This window comes from Streptomyces xantholiticus (genome assembly GCF_014651015.1).
GTDB lineage: Bacteria > Actinomycetota > Actinomycetes > Streptomycetales > Streptomycetaceae > Streptomyces > Streptomyces xantholiticus.
Map to the genome: position 1 here is coordinate 1 of NZ_BMWB01000015.1, position 17,912 is coordinate 17,912.

At 72.6% G+C, this 17,912-nt stretch carries 14 protein-coding genes; 5 read left to right on the forward strand and 9 right to left on the reverse strand.

Annotated elements, in window-relative coordinates:
* The coding region (locus tag IE198_RS21255; RefSeq protein ID WP_189888971.1) for a Tat pathway signal protein at nt 1-2,698 on the reverse strand (2,698 nt) is incomplete at its 3' end.
* 228 nt (nt 2,699-2,926) lie between these two features.
* A complete protein-coding gene (locus tag IE198_RS21260) occupies nt 2,927-3,331 on the reverse strand; it encodes a VOC family protein (RefSeq protein ID WP_189889272.1) in 405 nt (134 codons plus the stop codon).
* Between the two features lie 594 nt (nt 3,332-3,925).
* On the opposite strand from IE198_RS21260, the gene IE198_RS21265 reads away from it, so the two are divergent.
* The gene (locus IE198_RS21265) at nt 3,926-4,600 is read left to right on the forward strand and encodes a maltokinase N-terminal cap-like domain-containing protein (RefSeq protein ID WP_189888973.1); all 675 of its coding nucleotides are present in this window, start codon (nt 3,926-3,928) and stop codon (nt 4,598-4,600) included.
* 49 nt (nt 4,601-4,649) lie between these two features.
* Here IE198_RS21265 and IE198_RS21270 read toward each other — a convergent pair whose 3' ends face one another.
* Entirely contained in the window at nt 4,650-5,234 is a 585-nt protein-coding gene (locus tag IE198_RS21270) for a hypothetical protein (RefSeq protein WP_189888975.1), read from the reverse strand.
* Nucleotides 5,235-5,289: 55 nt separating this feature from the next.
* Nucleotides 5,290-5,781 (reverse strand): ATP-binding protein, encoded by a 492-nt coding sequence (locus tag IE198_RS21275; RefSeq protein WP_189888977.1) that lies wholly within the window; start codon nt 5,779-5,781, stop codon nt 5,290-5,292.
* Nucleotides 5,782-5,951: 170 nt separating this feature from the next.
* Between IE198_RS21275 and IE198_RS21280 the strand changes: the two genes are divergently transcribed.
* Together IE198_RS21280 and IE198_RS35420 are read left to right on the forward strand one after the other, a co-directional pair.
* On the forward strand, nt 5,952-6,866 hold the full coding sequence (locus tag IE198_RS21280; protein WP_189889274.1) for a helix-turn-helix domain-containing protein: 915 nt from the start codon (nt 5,952-5,954) through the stop codon (nt 6,864-6,866).
* The gene (locus IE198_RS35420) at nt 6,829-6,957 is read left to right on the forward strand and encodes a DUF397 domain-containing protein (protein WP_229834181.1); all 129 of its coding nucleotides are present in this window, start codon (nt 6,829-6,831) and stop codon (nt 6,955-6,957) included. Before IE198_RS21280 ends, IE198_RS35420 begins: the two co-directional genes overlap by 38 nt.
* 396 nt (nt 6,958-7,353) lie before the next feature.
* Here the strand turns inward: IE198_RS35420 and IE198_RS21285 are convergent, their stop codons facing one another.
* The 5 genes from IE198_RS21285 to IE198_RS21305 form a co-directional block, all read right to left on the reverse strand.
* Entirely contained in the window at nt 7,354-7,581 is a 228-nt protein-coding gene (locus IE198_RS21285; protein ID WP_189888979.1) for a hypothetical protein, read from the reverse strand.
* An 860-nt stretch (nt 7,582-8,441) separates the two neighbouring features.
* Nucleotides 8,442-9,095 (reverse strand): class I SAM-dependent methyltransferase, encoded by a 654-nt coding sequence (locus tag IE198_RS21290; protein ID WP_189888982.1) that lies wholly within the window; start codon nt 9,093-9,095, stop codon nt 8,442-8,444.
* A 12-nt stretch (nt 9,096-9,107) separates the two neighbouring features.
* The gene (locus IE198_RS21295) at nt 9,108-10,160 is read right to left on the reverse strand and encodes a cation diffusion facilitator family transporter (RefSeq protein ID WP_189888984.1); all 1,053 of its coding nucleotides are present in this window, start codon (nt 10,158-10,160) and stop codon (nt 9,108-9,110) included.
* A gap of 248 nt (nt 10,161-10,408) precedes the next feature.
* Nucleotides 10,409-13,534 (reverse strand): sacsin N-terminal ATP-binding-like domain-containing protein, encoded by a 3,126-nt coding sequence (locus tag IE198_RS21300; protein ID WP_189888986.1) that lies wholly within the window; start codon nt 13,532-13,534, stop codon nt 10,409-10,411.
* A 791-nt stretch (nt 13,535-14,325) separates the two neighbouring features.
* Nucleotides 14,326-15,270 carry a DUF3027 domain-containing protein gene (locus tag IE198_RS21305; protein ID WP_189888988.1) on the reverse strand — a complete coding sequence of 315 codons (945 nt, stop codon included), beginning with the start codon at nt 15,268-15,270 and terminating at the stop codon, nt 14,326-14,328.
* Nucleotides 15,271-15,660: 390 nt separating this feature from the next.
* On the opposite strand from IE198_RS21305, the gene IE198_RS21310 reads away from it, so the two are divergent.
* On the forward strand, nt 15,661-17,013 hold the full coding sequence (locus tag IE198_RS21310; RefSeq protein ID WP_189888990.1) for an MFS transporter: 1,353 nt from the start codon (nt 15,661-15,663) through the stop codon (nt 17,011-17,013).
* Nucleotides 17,014-17,435: 422 nt separating this feature from the next.
* On the forward strand, nt 17,436-17,912 hold the full coding sequence (locus tag IE198_RS21315; protein ID WP_189888992.1) for a DUF2771 domain-containing protein: 477 nt from the start codon (nt 17,436-17,438) through the stop codon (nt 17,910-17,912).

Consider the following 17,912-nt stretch of genomic DNA (forward strand, 5'->3'; position numbering starts at 1 on the left):
GCACACCCAGACCCGTGCGCGTGTCCATCAACCGCGTCGGCTGCACCGGCTGGAACGTGCCGGTGACCTTCGGCAGTGGGGGCGTTACCGTCAAGGTCGCCGGGTGCTGCTCGAACCCGCGGTGGGAGATGACGCTCACCGTCCAGGTGCCCTCGGGCACGCCCTTCAGGTCGAGTGACGCCTTCAGCGTCCGCCAGTCCGCGGAGACGCCGGTGACCTCGGCCGCGTGCCGCGTGCCGTTGACGAGGAGCTCGACCCGGTCGCTCAGGTGGAGGGCCTCGCCGTTGACCGTGAGTTCGGCCGTGGTCCCGGCGGGCGCCGAACCCGGCGTCACCGAATCGACGTCGAACTGCTCGCCGCCGCACACGCCCGAGTGGCACGCGGTCTCCACCCGGTAGGCCACCTGCGACGCCTTCTCGGGCAGCGACACGACCAGGACCGCCGGGGCCGCCTCGCCCGTCCCGGAGGAGCGCACACTGCATGTGTACTCGTCGCCGGACTTCATGCAGTTGCCGGCCCAGCTGCCGTCGTACACCGAGACGGTGGCCCGGTCCGTTCCGCCGGAGGGGTTCGTGACCGTCACCTTGAGCATGTCGTTGCTGACGGTGGGCAGTACGGCGCACACGGCCGTGCGCTCCTCCGTGAGCGTCCCCGTCAGCGGAGCGTGACCGTAGGCAGCGGAAGCGGCACGGGGGCATTCGGCGGCCGGGCCGTCGGCTGTGGCGACCCGCCAGGCGTCCAGGCGGTGGTAGGTGTCGGACGCCTCGAGACCGAGCGGCACCTGCATCAGCACCTGGTAGCTGGTGGAACCGGTGACCACACAGGACCGGTTGCGGAAGGAGCAGTCCGCGCTCTGCCCGTCGGCGCCCAGGGCCAGGATGTTGAGGGTGCCCTTCGGGTCACGGACGTCGATGCGGACGCGATCGGTGGCCGCCGTGGTGGTGACCTTGTGGCAGCGCAGCTCCCCGGCGGTACCGCCGTAGAAGCCCGGCTGCGACGGTCCGCCGACCGCGGTGGCCGCGCTCTTCGTGCAGCCCCACGCCGCCGAGGTGACGTCGCGCCGGCTCAGGGTGTACGACGCGGCGGTGTCCTGGCCGGTGAAGACGACCGTGTGGGCCTTGCCCGGCGTGAGCGGGCAGACGGACCACCCGTTCTTCACCGCGGTCCGCTCACACTTCAGCTCGCCCGACTCGTCGGTGACGGAGAAGTTCGCGGACGCGGTCCCCGACACGGTCCGCAGCTCGAAGAGCTCGGAGGCCGAATGGTCGGCGGCCGGGACGGTCAGGCAGTGCGTGAAGTCACCGTTGCCGGTGGTGAGCTCGGCCGCGTTGCTCGCGTCGCTGAAGGTGCTGCGCGGCATCACGGCGCAGGTGCCCGGCGGCGGGGCGTCGGTGCGCAGGAAGTTGATCGCGTACGGGCCCGGCTCCTCGCCCTCCTCGGCGTGGACGATCGCCCGGTACGGCGCGACGCCGGACAGCGAGCAGTTGCTTTCGCGCAGCGCGGTCTCGCCGCACTGCAGCGCTCCGGCGGCGTCGAGCACCTCGGTGTCAAGACGCGGTCCGGTACCGGTGCGTGCCTGCCCGGAGATCCGGGAGCCCTGCGGCATGGGCAGTTCGAGGCAGTCGTACTGGCCGGAGGCGACGAGCAGGCCCTCGTGGAGCCCCTCGGAAACGCGCTCACAGCCCTCGGAGCCGGACCGGTCGAGGAAGGCCGTGCCGTAGGCGGTCTCGGGGTCGAACACCCTGGTCGGGTCGCCGACCACGAGCGTGTAGGAACCGGCGGCGGGGAAGGTGCACCAGCCTGCCGGGCAGACCTCGGTCGACTCGCCGTCGTAGACGTACGACCAGTGGACGCTGTTGCGGTCGTCGACCGGCGCCACGAGGTAGCGCCCGGCCGCGGGCACCTCCATGACGCGGCAGCGGACCGTGCCGGGCGGGGACGCGGGCGCGGCGCCGTAGCGTCCGACGGTGACGGTCGGGCAGCCCTGGGGGTTGTCCAGTCTGACGGGCTGGAGACGGTAGTTGACCGGCTCCTCGTCGGCGTACGCGTACGACAGCACCCGGTAGGGTCCGTCGCCCGGCAGCACGCAGCCCGGCCTGTCGAAGTCCCTGACGCAGATCTCCGTGCCGGTCTCGTCGGTGATCCAGCGGGTCACATGACCGGAGACGATCGTGCTGGCGAAGGGGATGATCCGCTCGCCGGGCTTGGCGTCGATCCACTGGCAGTCGACCTGGAAGTGGCCGGCAGTGGTACGGACCGGTACCGGCTGGTCCCAGGCCGTACCGATCGCGGGCGCGCAGCGCTCCGTCCGGGTGAGCGGGACGACGAAGAGCCGGAAGTCGCTGGGGTCCACCTGGTCGTTGCGGACCCGGACCGTGTAGGCGCCGGCGGTGGGGACGACGCAACGGCCCACGTTGGAGCTGCTCGCGTAGCAGTCCAGCGCGCCGTCAGGGCCTTCGATGCTGCCGGTGATCAGGTTCCTGGTGTCGCGCATCGTGAACAGGTGCTCGCCGGCCTCGGCCTGCACCGTGAAGCACTGCTGGGTGCCGGCGGCGAGCGTCCCGCTCGCCACGGCGTCGCCCGGGTCGCCGAACGGCGCTAGGGCGAGCGCGGAACAGGGGGCCGGCGCCGGGTCGTCGGCCTGGGCCGAGGTGACGGGCAGCAGGAGCGACATGAGCGTCGCGAGCACCAGTGTCACGAGTGCTGTCGGTGCTGGTCTTCGATGCGTATGCGGGGTACGCGGAATACGTGCCGGTCCAGGCATGGCCCCCCCAGGGCTGTGTCGAGTGCAGGAGATCTTCGCATGCGCCACCGACAGCTCAAAGAGAGTTCCCGGGGGCGGCCTCGACCGCGGATTTCCAGGTCACGCCCCGCGGAATTGCGGCGCCGCGCGGGGGCCGATGTCCCGGCCCCCGCGACGCCCCGCCTACGGCCGGGCGTAGGGCCGGGTCATGATCTCCATGTTGTGGCCGTCGGGATCGTCGAAGTACGCACCCCGGCCGCCGAAGAGGCGGTTGATCGCGCCGGGTTCGGTGTGGCCGGGATCGGCGTAGTACGTGACCCCCACCGCCTCCAGACGGGCGATCATGGCGTCGAACCGGTCGTCGGGCACCTGGAACGCGTAGTGCTGCGACTGGATCGGCTCGTCGGCCATCTCGTAGTAGTCGAGGGTCACGCCGTTGCCGAGGTCGACGGGCAGGAACGGCCCGAAGGGCGCGCCGACTTCGAGGCCGAGGATCGTGGCGATGAACTCGGCGGACAGCTGCCGGTCCTTGGCGTACACGGCGGTGTGGTTGAGCTGGACGGTGGTGACGGACTGCTGGTGCGGCATGGTGTGGTGACTCTCCAGGTCTTCGTTCCGCAAGGGACAGGTCGGAGGTGGAGAGGGAACGGCGGGGCTCTGGCCCGCCCCGCGCTCACGCCGAGGCCGGGCGCCTCACTCGTGCGTGGCCCATGGCCGACCCGGCAGTCACGTCACCGACGCTAGCCGCCCGCCTCGTGCTCGGCAATCGACTTCCGGCCGCCGGGGCGTGTGCGTTCGGTCCGTGCGCCGTACCGGAATCGTCACGTCCGGCCCATCGGCGTCCGTCGTCGCGGGGGCTTCGCCGCGGAGGCCGTGCGGGAACGGCTCGGGACCGGCCGCACCGCGAACGCGTCCCGTGGCGCGACCTGCTCACAAAGACCGAGGTCGACGTGGTCACCGGCTCGGGATCGACGCACACCCTCCGCCTGACCGCCACCTCGCGGAAGAGCCCCCGTCTGATCCTCGACATGACCCGCAACGGCGACCTGGCCTCGCTCTTCGCCGGCCCCCGGGCTTCGGCCATGACGGACATCCGAGGTCAGGGAGCAGGGCCCCGGAAGGACCGGACGGCCGCGGGCGGGAGGAAGGGAATCGTGGACGGCCGAGGGGAGTTCACCGGATATGGCGGTCATCCACACGGCAACAATGGCGCCCGGCAAGCTGGAGCTGCTCGCAGCCTGGCTTCCCGCGCAGCCGTGGTACCTCGGCACGGCAGGTGAGCCGGAGTTGACCAAGGCCGGCGGCTTCCGGCTCGACGACCCGCAGGGCGAGGTGGGGATCGAGTTCATGGTGGTCACGGACACGTCGGGCGACGAGCCGGTTTCGTACCACCTGCCGCTCGGCTACCGGGGCGCACCGCTCGACGGTGCCGATGAGGCGGCGCTCATCGGCACGAGCGAGCACGGAGTGCTGGGCAAGCGGTGGATCTACGACGGGGCCCACGATCCGGTCGTCGTCGCGCAGTTGCTCGCCTTCGTCCAAGGGCGCGCCGAGGCGCAGGCCCAGGGCGTGTCGAACACCCCCGATCCGTCCGTGACGGGCCACTTCACCGGTCCAGGCCTCCCGGCGGAGGTCGCGTCGGTGACCGTCACCGACGGGCCCGACGGCACGGACGTGTCGCTGGGCAGTGCGGGAAGCGACCCGTCCCTGACCCTCACGGTCACCCGCCGCCCGGAGCCGGACTCCACCGGCTCCGACCCGGCTGGGTCCCGGGGCCATGTCACCGCCGGCTGGCGCCGGCCGGACGGTGCCGAGCAGCGCGGCCGGTTCTTCCTCCTCCGCGACACCTCGCTCTGAGGCAGCGCGCCGCCCGTGCCGTCGATGGCGCCGGCACGGGCACGAGCGCTCAGCGCGCCACGTAGGCAGAGACCCAGCCTGTGTCGCCACCCAGCTCGGCGGTCAGTTCCAGGCCGGGGTCGTCCATCTGCGCGACGAAAAAGTCCGGCTCGTGCCGGGCGAACACCTGGAGTCCCCACGGCAGGTGATAGCGGAGGACGAACGCGGGGCGATGGGGCTGCGCGACCGAGAACGTCTTCCACAGCAGATGTGCCCTGTGCCGGACGTGGGTGTCCGGCTCGATCACCATCTCCCGGTCCCCGACTCTCAGCACTGTCTGCCCTTCCCGGTGCGCGAGGTCGAACGGCGTCGTGCCGAGCACGCCGGACAGTGGCTGGGGAGCCTGCGGAGGTTCCTCGGGGAATACGGGAACCGGGGGCGGGCCCATCTGCTCCCACAGGGCCTTGGACCGTCGGTTCCGCCTCCGGTCCGACCCGGCGAACCCGACCATGGCCAGCCATGCGGCGGTCCCGCACAGCGGCCCGGTCACCAAGGCACCCCGCCAGGGGTCAGCGGCCACGAACCGCACCGCGAGCACTGCCGCCACCTGCAGAAGCAGCCACAGCCCCGACCAGAGGCCGACCGCTCGCGCCACGCGACGCCCCCTCGAATGTCCCTCCCGCATGGACAGGAGCATGACACAAGGGCGATCAGGCCGGAGGCTCCACGGCCACTTCCGCCCAGACGGTCTTCCCCACGTCGGGGCGGGGCTCCACACCCCAGCGATCCGCCAGGACGTCCACGAGGACCAGGCCGCGCCCCGACACGTCGTCGGCGGCGGGAGTGTGCACGACGGTCGGCGGATGCACCGAGGACGCGTCCGAGACCTCGACACGCACCCGCCCTGCGTCCAGGGCCAGCCGGAGTTCGAAGTCCCGGCCGGGCACTCGCCCGTGCCGTACGGCGTTGCCGGCGAGTTCGGCCACCAGCAGAGCGACGGTGCACGAGAGGTCCGAGTCGCAGGGACGACCCCATTCGGTCAGGTGCCGCACGGCGACCCGCCGGGCGAGCCGCGCACCCCGGGGTGTCGAGGCGAACATCGCCGCGAACCCCTCGCTTTCGCCGAGCCCTTCCTCTGCCGCCGTGTCCTGGTCGGGGCTCTCGCCCGATGTGACCGTGGTCTTCAGCACTGCGTCGCCCATCCCGTTCGCTCTCTCACATCCGGGCACCATCCGCGGGTGTACGGATCGTGACGTTCCGTGTTCAAGAGTCGCCGGGCGGACCTACGCTCGGAAGGGCACGCAGCCTTACACCGCAGGCCGTAAGGAACGGAAGTAAGCCCATGGCCAAAGCAATTGAGCCCGAGGCCTCGATGGCCGCCCTCTTCGGCTCGCAGGTCCGCAGACTGCGCACCGCCGCCGGTCTCACGCAGGCCCAACTCGGCGCCAGGACCCATGTGGTCAGCACCCGCATCACCCAGGTCGAACGATCGTCCGGCGCCAAGCCGACGCTGGAGCTGGCGCGGGCGCTCGACGCCGCGCTCGGCGCGGACGGGCTGCTGGTGGACCTGTGGCCGCACGTCTACCGCGAGGCGTTCCCGGACTGGTCGCGGACGTTCATGGCGTACTCGGCGCAGGCCGCCGCCATCCGGCAGTACACGGCGCACGTCGTGCCGGGTCTCTTGCAGACCGAGGAGTACGCGCGGGCCGTGCTGAGCTTCGGTCTTTCCCTCAGGAGCGACGAACAGTTGGAGGAGCGGCTGTCCGCCCGCCTCGAACGGCAGAAGCGGCTCGCTTCACCGAAGCGGCCCGAACTGCGGGTGGTTCTCGACGAGTCGGTGCTGCGGCGGCCGGTCGGTGGTGACGACGTCATGCGGCGCCAGCTCGCCCACCTGGTGAAGGCGGCAGCAGAACCACACATCACCGTGCAGGTCCTCCCCTTCGCCGCCGGGGCGCACGACATGCTGGGCGGCTCCCTCACCGTGCTGACCCTGCCGAACGGCTCCGAAGTGGCCTACACGGAAGGAGCGCACCACGGCCGGCTCTTCGAGGATCCGGACGATGTGCAGCGGTTTTCGGTGACCTACGATCGGCTGGGGGCCGCGGCGCTGCCCCTGTTCATGTCGCTCGACATGATCCGATCCGCGATGGAGGACGACTACCGTGGCGCGAATCTCCCTTCCCGGTCCGCACGACGCCGCCTGGCGAAAGAGCAGCTACAGCAATCAGGAGGGCGGCGACTGCGTCGAGGTGGCGGACGGCATCCCCGGCCTGGTTCCGGTACGTGACAGCAAGGCTCCGCACGGGCCGGCGCTCACCTTCGCCCCCGCCTCCTGGGCCGCGTTCATAGGCGAGTTGAGGACCGCCGACCGGTCCTGAGTCCATCGGTATCCGGTCCCGGGCCGCACGTCCGGGCCCGCCGGAACCTCGCCCGAGGGTTCGGGGGCCACGCACTCCCCTGAAGAACCAGGGCGGCAAGCGCGGAGTGTTCCGGACTCGGGCGCACGTCACGTCGAACACACGCACAATGCCGTGGCTGCCGGGCATGCGCTGTGCAGGGGCACCTGTTCACCGACAACACGCTGACGATCGCCCATCGCGAAAGGCATCTCCGCATCGCGTGAATTCGGTCGAAGGCGTTCCGATCCACGGTCCGGACCATGCACATGAGGCCCCGGGACTGGATGTCCCAGGGCCCGTCCCGCCGTCACGGCCGCTCATATGCGGACGGGGCGAGAAATGCTCGTGCCGAGAAGGCTTTGAGGCAGATCTTCCTCAGATGCCGGTGGTCTGCACCGAGAGGAGACCGCTGGCCGCACCGGTGACCGCGGCGACCGGCACGACGGAGGCGATGGACTGGGCGGCACCGACGACGTCGCCGACGTTGGCGGCAGCACCGTAGCCGTTGACACCGGCGTGGGCGCTGGCGATGCCGCCGGAAATGCCGTCCAGCTCGCTGTCGGAAATCTCGGCGGTCTCAACAGAGGTGAAGTCGTTACGCACTTTCTCTCCCTTTTCACATCGGAAAATACCGGGGCTGTCGGCCCGAACACACGCCAAAGGAATGCGGGCCGGCGCACAACGCTCGCCTGACGCCCGGAGCGGGTATCGAAGACGCAACCCCCGCACGACAGGATGAGATCACGCCAACGGACCAACCGGCAACGTACGTTCCGGTTTTGAAGGTGAATACTTCTTCACGACAACATCAACTGACGTGCACTTCTTCGGTCGTGAACGAGACACGAGACCAACCACGGGGAATGAGGCGCTAGATATCGTCAGATGTCTGTTTCCTGGGGCGTCGGGGTGCAGTTGAACCGGAATGCGTCGCGCCCGACGGCTTCGCGGCGCGGACGCGCCAGCCCCGGCCGCCCGGCTCGGACCTGTGAGTTCGCTTCCCGGAGCACGGGATGACCGCCCTGGGCCGCGCCCCGGCCGTGTGCAACAGGAGTTGGCGCATGCCGTATCCCGAATCGGTGCGACGCCGAGCGGGGGGGAGCCCTTATGGTTGGTTGCTGCTCGCCGGCCGGCCGGCTGGCTGGCTGGCCGGCTGGCTGGCTGGCTCGCCGGCTGGCTGGCTGGCCGGCACCACACGACCACGGGGGCCCGTGGTGCCGCACGAGAACCACCCCGCTGGGTCCTTTACGGGACGCTCAAGTGAACTCCTTGCGTCTACACCGCCCGCGTCGCCGCCGAGTTCATCCGGCGGCAGGATGCCAAGGCCCCGACCGCCCTCTACTGGTGGATGCGCCGCAGGAAGACGGCCATGGAGAGCTGACCCGACATCGTCAGGGATCTCGCCCCTGATACGAGGTGACTGACCGGCCCGGGACCGCACAGGCGGCCCCGGGCCGGTGCCGTCAGACCCGGGCGACCAAGGCGTAGCGCTCGTCCGTCACGGGGCCGCCCCACAGGGCGGCGTCACCGGCCAGGGACTCGATGCACAGCTCGGTGACGAGCGGGCGCACGGCGGCCGACAGGACATCGGCGGTGACGCCGCCGTGCCAGGGCAGGGTCTCGGCGCCCGCCACATACGGCACGCCGGACCGGCCGGACTCGCGCCAGCGGCCCTCGACGAGGATCAGCGTGCCTCCGGGGCGGATACGGCCCACCCACTCGCCGAGGGCGGCCTCGGGGTCGGGCAGGGTCCACACGAGGTGCCGGGAGAGCAGCACGTCGAACCGCTCGTCGCCGGTGGGCGGGGCTGCCGCGTCGCCCACCAGGAAGCGGCCGGAAAGACCGGCGGCCGACAGCTTGGCGCGCGCCCGGTCGACCATTCGCGGCGAGAGGTCCACGCCCGTGACCCGGTGCCCGGACTCTGCCAGCAGCTCGGAGAGCGAGCCGGTGCCGCAGCCGACGTCCAGTACGCGGGACCGGCCCGACGGCAGCCAGGAGGTGAGAAGGTCCGACCAGGCGGCGCGGGTCTCTTTGGCCCGCAGGCCGTGGTCCGGCTCGGCGTCGAAGTCGGCGGCGGCTGCGTCCCAGTACGCGGTGATCGATGGGGAGTCGGTCATCGTCCCAGCCTTTCAGCCGGCACTGACAGCGCCATGGTGGGTGAGTGCCGCGTGCGGGTCTCCCCCGACGGGACTGTGGTCGATGTGGACGGTGGCCGCGGTCAGCCGGGGCACGGCGTGGATCAGAGCGTGTTCGGCCGCGACGGCCAGTGAATGCGCCTGGACGACGGTCAGTTGCGGGTCGACCACGATGTCGGCCTCCGCACGCAGGGCGTGACCGATCCACCGCATCCGTATCTGCCCGGTGTCCAGCACGCCGTCCACGCCGCGCAGGGCGGTCTCCGCGGTCTCGACGAGGTCCGGGTCGACGGAGTCCATCAGACGCCGGCAGACCTCCCGGGCCGCGTCCGCCAGAACCAGCAGGATGGCGACCGTGATCAGCAGGCCGACGACCGGGTCGGCCCATCGGAGCCCCAGCGCGGCGCCGCCGGCCCCCAGCAGGACGGCCAGCGAGGTGAAGCCGTCGGTACGGGCGTGCAGCCCGTCCGCGACGAGCGCGGCGGAACCGATCCGCCGACCGGTACGGATGCGGTAACGGGCGACCCACTCGTTGCCGACGAACCCGACCAGCGCGGCCGCCGAGACCGCCCACAGATGCGTGATGTCCCGAGGGTGCAGCAACCGGTCGACGGCCATCCAGGCGGCGAGGCCCGCGGATGCCGCGATGGTGGCCACGATGAGGACACCGGCCAGGTCCTCGGCCCGCCCGTAGCCGTATGTGTAACGGCGGTTCGCCGCGCGGCGCCCGAGCAGGAAGGCGACCCCGAGCGGGACCGCCGTCAGCGCGTCGGCCGCGTTGTGGACGGTGTCGCCGAGCAGTGCCACGGAGTCCGACAGTGCGACGATCACGGCCTGGACGGCCGTCGTCGCCCCCAGGACCACGAGGGAGATCCACAGGGTCCGCATCCCCTCCCGGGACGTCTCCATCGCCGCGTCGACCTTGTCGCCGCTCTTGTGACTGTGCGGCCGCAGCAGATGGGCGAGGCGGTGCCGCCACCCGCCGCGCGCCGGACCGTGGTCGTGGTGGTGGTGCCCGTTCGGATGAGTGTGCCGAATCCCCGCCATGGAACCCACCGTTGCACAGGAATCACATTGCGGCTACAGCCGTCGTACGCGCTCTGACCAGGTGCGATTCCCTCGCAAGTGCGTGTGGGCAGCAACTGCCCCCAGGACGGGGTCACGCTGGACCGCGCGGTTGCAGACGGCCCCCTCCACGGGCGGGCGGAACGTCCACGGCGGCCGCCGTCGCGCAGCACCGTGTCGACGATGTCGACCGGCGGCAACGGACGGGCCGAACTCCGAAGGCGACGGCCCTACGCGTCGAACCAGCGGTCCCGTGCCAGCTCCTCCGTACGGGACGGGTCCTCCAGCAGCGCCGCGACCTCGAACCGGCGGGGCCACTGGCCCGCGGCCCAGGCGAGGCCGGCCGCCACACCTTCCAGCGTCGCGGCGTGCAGCACGCCGTCGGAAGTGCAGCGCCAGTCCAACTCGGTGCCGCCCGCCATGAGTTCCTCGTGCTCGACGTACGAGTTGGGGGTGGCCGGGCCGAGCAGGACGCGGACGGACTCCGGGACCTCGTGCTCCTCTCCCTCCGTCGTGACGTCCGCCTCGACCGTCTCGCTCAGCCGGCGGACCTGGAACAGTTCCGCCAGGTCGGCAGCCAGGGTAGGGGCCACCGGGAGCAGCGGGAGACCGGTGGCCAGGGGCAGCAGGTCGGGGGTGTCGGCGACGACCGCGTCGGCGGCGTCCACGACCCGCACCTCGCCGTCCACGACCGCGCGCAGCTCGTCGGGGAGCGTGACCTGCTCGGGGTCCATGTCGGCGAGGGCCGTGTACAGCCTGTGCAGCTGACGGCCGGTCACCTCCCGGTCCGGGTCGGCGAGGCGGGACAGCAGCTCCGCCGCACCGCCGGGCTCGTCGAGGAGCGCCGCCACCGACGTACGGACGCCGAGCGCGTGCAGCACCTGCGCGTCCTCGAAGCCGGTCGTGTCGGCAGACTCGTACAGGCCCTCCAGCAGCGGGTCCGCGCCCGAGGCGCGCAGGCCGGCCGGGCGGCGGCCGTCGAGCACCGGATGGTCGCGCAGCCACCACGCCGTGTAGGGGCGGACGGTCTCCGTGGTGCCGTCGGGCAGCAGGACGCGTACGTTCTGGGTGAGCGCGTCCCGCAGCGGCGGCTGCGCCAGCAGGGCGAGGGCCTGCGGCCAGCGCTCGTCGTCGACCAGGTCCAGGTCGCGCACGGCGACGATCTCCGTGGCGACCGGCGGCACCGGCGTGTCCGGCAGCCGGTCGAGGAGGTCCTCGCACCACACGTCTACCGCGTCCAGCAGGCCCACGTCGTCCGGCTCGGCGAAGTCGCCTTCACGCGGCTCCAGTTCGTCCGGGTCGAGGACGACGTCGGAGGCGCGGACAAGGGCGAAGTTGGCGAGGACGCCGCAGGCGGCGAGGGGCTGTTCGCCCCAACGTTCGGCCAGTTCGGCATCGCACAGGGCGAGTTCACCCTCCCGCATCACCGAGGCGAACGGGCTGCCGGGCAGGACGAGCTCACCGGCCGGGGCGAGTTCGCCGTCCTCGTCGGGCAGCGCCAGCGCGCCGAGCCACGGCTCGTCACCCGGCTCCAGCTCGGCCTCCCTGACCAGGGCGAGGACCGTCTCCGCCAGTTCCTCCGCGTCGAGCGAGTCCGCGTCCTCGTCCCAGATCTCGCCCTCGTCCAGGGATGCCGCGACCGCCGCCCGCACCTGGGGCGTCGTGAGCACGGCACGCGGAGTGGCGGGCAGGGCGCCCAGCTTCTCCAGCAGCGGGTGGGCGGCGTCCGGATGGACGACCTTCAGCCCGAGCCGGGCCAGGTCCGCGGGGGTGTCGGCCAGCGGAAGCAGGGTCTGGCGGGGGCCGATGGTGGTACGGGAATCGGCGAGCGGCACGGGCAGACCGGACAGGCGGTCCGGGTCGACGCCGGCGAGGCTCTCGTACAGCCGCTGCCACCACACCGGTTCGCGCTCCAGGCCGGCGAGGCGGTCGATCGCCTCGGCCAGCGGAACCCGGGCCACGCCCAGCGTGCGCAGTTCCACACGGCGTTCCAGACCGGCCGGCAGCAGCGTGGGCATCACCTCGGCGAGTACGCGCACCGTGTCCGTGCCCGCACCCTCCAGCACCTCCGCCTCGACGGGCCGCAGGCCGCCGGTGGTCACCCGGTCCGGCAGACCGGTGTCCTCGTCCGACACGTCGCGCGGGACGGCGGCCTCCAGGAACGCGGTGCGGGGCAGACGCTGCAGGATCGCCGCCCGCAGCTGCCCGTCCAGCTCGCCCTTGCCCAACGGGCCGGGCACGAGGTCGATGACGCCTGTCGTCACCGGCTGCCAGGCGCCCAGCAGTTCGGCGTACGCGTCGGCCGCGCGCTCCACCAGGAAATCGGTGAGTGGCCCAGGGGCCGGATGGCGCCGGGTCGTGTCCAGCGGCAGCGACGCGATCAGCAGGGCCGGTACGCCGAGGGGTTCGTCGGTCGGGGTCGGCGCATGGACCACGGGCTGCGTGAGCGGGCGGACCGGCGCGCCCTCGTCGTCGACGGGCACGGCCCAGGTGACCGACCAGTGCGGCCGCAGACGCTCCTCCACGGGCCGGTCCGCGAGCAGCGCGGGCTCGATCGGACCGCCGTGACCGACGACCCGCCAGCGGCGCTCCCCGTGCACGCTGTCCTCGACACGGACGTACGGCTCCTGCTCGTAGCGCTTCAACACCCTTACGGAGCCCGGCGTCTCGACGACGATCTCGGCGAGGCCGGGGAGGGTCAGGAGCAGCGCGTCGTCGATCGCGGCGAGCAGCCGCTCGACGAGGTCGACGGCGGCGCCGTCACGCAGCGGCAGCACGACGACCGTGTCATAACCCTCGGGCGCGCTGCCCTCGGCCGGCAGCGGAAGCCGCAGCAGCGGTACGTGGCCGTCACGCCGGCGCAGCTCGTCGCCGAGGCCCGGGCTGACCTTCGCCACCTGCGCGGTCAGCTCCCTGGCCTCGGCCAGCGACCAGCGCACACCGCCGTGGCGGCCCACGACGGCGGGCTCGTCACTGACGGCGAGCACGGCGGCGAAGCCGACACCGAACCGGCCGACGGCCGCCTCATGGCCCTCGCGCTTGGCGGAGGCACGCAGGGTGCTCAGCGACTCGACGCCGGTGGCGTCCAGCGGGGCGCCCGTGTTCGCGGCGGCCAGCGTGTTCCCGCTCAGCGTCAGCCGCAGCCGGCCGGGGACACCGGCGCGGGCGGCGGCGTCGGCGGCGTTCTGCGCGAGCTCGACGACGAGGCGGTCCCGGTAGCCGCCGAGGGCGAGGTCCTCCTCGGCGTTCGCGTCCTCCCGGAAGCGGGCGGGGCTCGCGCCCCACGCGTCGAGCACCCCGCGCCGCAGCCGCGCCGTCCCGAACGGGTCGGCCCACTCGGTCGTCCTGACGCTCACGCTGTGCTCCGCTCTCTTACGGCTCTCGGGCGGCGGCGTTCGATCGCACCCGACTGCTGATGCGCCCGAAGGTACCGCGTGCGGGGCGGGTGTGGCGGGTGACGGGTGTGTGGCCGCTGCGCGGGGCGTGTTCCCCCACCGCCCGTTCCCGAATGCGGGGCTCCGCCCCGGCCCCCGTTCCCGGCGTGCCGCAACCCCCGCCTGAGCCGCCGCGCAGGGCAGGCGCGCGGCCGGGCAGGCCACGGGCCGGACCTCGAGGACACGGCGCGCGGCGCGCGCACGGTACCGAGGCGAAGCCCCGTACGCCCCGCGCAGCGCGGCACGTGTCCGGGCTCCGCGCCCGGGCTCGGGCTCGGGCTCGGGCTCGGGACGGGCTCGGGCTCGGGACGGGCTCGGGACGGGCTCCGCGCCCGGGCTCGGGCTCGGGACGGGCTCCGCGCCCGCGTTCGGGACGGGGTTACCACCCACCCCGCCACGCATGGGTGGACGACGGGGTGCGGAACACGCCCGCCGCAGGCGGCCGCCCGGCCGACTCCGGCCGGGACGGTCCGGCGCGCAGGCGGCTCCCACGGCTGCCGGGCCACAGGGTGAGCTCCAGGACACGGCGCGAGGCCCGGGACCGAGGCGAAGCCCGGTACGCCGTGCCCCAGCGCAGCAGGGCGAAGCCTCGGCACCCGGCGCGGCACGGACGAGGCGAAGCCTGGTACGCCCCGCGCGGCCCGGGTCCGGGGGTTGCCCCGGTTCGGGAAGGGCGGGGTGCAGAACACGCCCGCCGCAGGCGGCCGCGCGGCCTACGAGTGTCCCAGGTCCTCCGACTCGCCGTCGGGCTCCGTCGGGACGGAGCCGCCGTCCCGTGCCGGCCGGAGGACGAACTCGTCCGCCGCCATCGAGTCGTGCACCGGCGGCGGCGGCGTCGGCGGCTTCGGCATGACGGCCGCCTCCGAGTGCCCGCCGCAGCCGTACGCCAGCGACACCACGCGCCCGTCCGCCGGGGAGAACTCGTTCGCGCACACGCCGAAGGCCTGCCGCAGGGACCCGGCGATCGGGACCAGGAAGCCGCAGGAGACGCAGGACGCCGGCGCCGCCTGCGCCATCGGCGTCTTGGCGCCGTAGGACTCCTCCCAGCGGTCGGCCGCCGTGTGCAGTCCGTATCGGGACAGCACGCGCGCCCGGCGCATGCCCAGTTCTTCGGCCAGCGCCGCGATCTGGCCGCGGCCGTTGTTCGTCGTGGCCTCGATCGCGGGCCTGCGGTCCGTGAGCTCCGCGTCCTCCGCTTCGACCCGCTCGACCAGGTCGTGGGACGGCGGGTGCTCGGCGAGAACCGAGTTGGGTGGCGGCTCGTCCTCGCCGCTGTAGCCGGGTTCGAGCCGCAGGTCCTCCGCCTCGGTCGGCAGCAGGTCCCCCGGCCCCATGTCACCGGGCCGCAGCCGCTCGCTCCACGGCACCCACTCGGGAGCCAGCAGCGCGTCGGGGCCGGGCAGGAGGACGGTTTCGTCAAGCGTGACGACCTTGGCGCGCGAGGCGCGGGTGACGGTCACGGCCCAGCGCCAGCCGCGGTAGCCCGGTTCCTGACACTCGAAGAAGTGCGTGACGACCCGGTCCCCCTCGGAGACGAGCGACACATGCTCTCCGACCACTCCAGGGGCGGCGGCCTCCTCGGCGGCCTCACGGGCGAGGTCTACCGCCTCGGCGCACAGGCGGTCGGGGGTACGGCTTCGCGTCGTCGCAGCACTCACTAGTCTCGCTTCTCTCCTACGCCGTCTCACGGATGCGCTCGGCCGATGAAGAGGTACGGGGCAGGGCGGCGCACGGAGCGGACCGGAGGGCCGCATCGACGTCCACACACCCGGACCGTCCTGATCCCGGGCACACCTATTGTCATCCATTCTGCGGGATGCCGAAGAGGCGCGCGGCCGAGAACAACCGCCGGTGGCGCGCTACGCACGCTACCCCTTCCTACGCCCGCCGCCCACCTGCCCGTCGCAACACGGGACGAACCGACAGCGACGGAGCGGTGTTACGGCCCGCCCGCACAGGCAGTCACAAAGGCGGCAAGAAGGAAACACGCCGCACCGGGCGGCCTCGATCACGGTTCGTGGTGGCAGGCGTTGGGGCAGTATGACGGGGTGGCAGCCGCAAGGTCGTCCGATGCAGACGGCCCGGTCCGCAGGGCGGGCCGGGCGGTCGGACGCGCGCTGCATCTGCCGATCACCGGCACCGCGCGCGGCATCCGCAGGGCCACGCACGCGCACGGCGCGGGGGAATCCGGTCTCGGCAAACTGATCGAACTGCACGCGGTGAACGGCGCGGGCGACGTCATGATCACCGTGGCGCTGGCTTCCACGGTGTTCTTCTCCGTACCGACCGACGAGGCGCGCGGCCGAGTGGCGCTCTACCTCGCCGTCACCATGGCGCCCTTCATCCTGCTCGCTCCGGTGATCGGCCCGCTCCTCGACCGCATCCCGCACGGCCGGCGCGCGGCCATGGCGGGCGCGATGCTCGCCCGCGCACTGCTGGCGCTCATGATGTCGCGCGCCGTCGCGACGGGCGGCCTGGAGCTCTACCCGGCGGCGCTCGGCGTGCTGGTGTCCTCCAAGGCGTACGGGGTGGTGCGCAGCGCCGTCGTGCCCCGGCTGCTGCCACCGAAGTTCTCCCTGGTGAAGGCGAACTCCCGTGTGACGCTGGCCGGCCTGCTGGCCACCGGCATCGCGGCACCGATCGGGGTGGGGCTGCAGAAGATCGGGCCGCAGTGGCCGTTGTACGGGGCGTCCGCGCTGTTCGTCCTCGGTACGTTCTGGGCCTTCACGATGCCGCACAAGGTGGACTCGGCGAAGGGCGAGACGCCGGTGCGGATGATCGCGCACGGTGAGAAGAAGCCGACCCTGCGCACGGTCGGGCCGTCGGTACTGCACGGGCTCCAGGCGAACGCGGCGCACCGCGCGCTGTCCGGGTTCCTGATCTTCTTCCTGGCGTTCCTGCTGCGCGAGCATCCGCTCGGCGGGCAGTCGGCGGCGGTCTCCCTGGGGATGGTCGGCGTCGCGGCGGGCGTGGGCAACGCGCTGGGAACGGCGATCGGTGCGTGGCTGAAGGCCCGTGCGCCGGAGGCGATCATCGTCACGATGCTGACGCTGGTCCTGGCGGCGGCCGTCACGGCGGCGATCTTCTTCGGTACGGGCATGGTGGCGGTGCTGGGCGCGATGGCGGGACTGTCGCAGGCGCTGTCGAAGCTCTCCCTGGACGCGGTGATCCAACGCGACGTGCCCGAACAGGTCCGGACGTCGACGTTCGCCCGGTCGGAGACGCTGCTGCAGATGGCGTGGGTGGTGGGGGGTGCGATCGGCATCGTGCTGCCGCTGAACGGCGTGCTGGGCATGTCGGTGGCGGCGGCGATCGTCGCGACGGGCGCCCTCACGTCGTGCCGCGGCCTGCTGGGCGCGGCCCGGCACCGCGGCGGGGCGCCGCGGGCGCGGGTGGCCTAGACGGGAGCGGGTGCGCGCCGCGGGGCGCGCTGCGTCCGGGGTGTGCACGCCTGCGGGGCGGGTGCGCCCACGCGGCGCGCTACGTCCGGGGAGGCGCCCACGCGGCGCGCTACGTCCGGGGAGGCGCCCACGCGGCGCGCTACGTCCGGGGAGGCGCCCACGGGGCGGGTGCGCCCGCGGCGGGCCGTTCCCCGCCCTGCCCTGCGCCTCGCAGCGTGGGTGGTACCCCACCCGAAACCGGGTTCTGCCCGGACCCTCCGCGCGGTGTCCGGGGGCGCCGGGCGGCCTGCTCGTGCAGCCCCGCCGGTGCTTGACGCGCGGGGCCGCCCGCCCCCGCGCGCGACCCGGCCGGGGTAACCGGGACCCGCCGCGCCGCGCACCCCCGCGCGGCAGCGCGCACCGCGCCCGATAGCCTTCGGCTCATGACCGTTGCGTTCTTCTCGGGCAAGCGCCGCCGGGCCGCTGCCGCTCTCGGTGCCGTCTCCGCCGGGCTCCTCGTCCTTTCCGCCTGCGACAAGCCGACGCCGCTCGTCACGGTGACGATCGGTTCGGACTCCGTCCACGCCGAGGCCGCCTGCTACAACGACGGTGAGGCGATCAAGGAGTCCGAGATCCAGGACTGCCTGACCAAGAAGCCGACGGAGACCGTCAAGGTCGCCATGGACGACAAGGTCCGTATGGGCGTCGACCCGGAGATCGCGGAGAACGGCTGGACGCTGCTGTTCGGCGCGCAGCCGGTGGAGCAGGAGCCGTTCACCAAGACGTACCGGACGATCCCCGGCAACGCCTTCTTCTCCTCGATGACCGGTGAGCCGACGACCAGGACGGCCGTCAGCGTCATGGAGACCAAGGGCAAGAAGGTCGTCGGCATCTGGAACTTCCAGTTCGAGAAGGAGTAG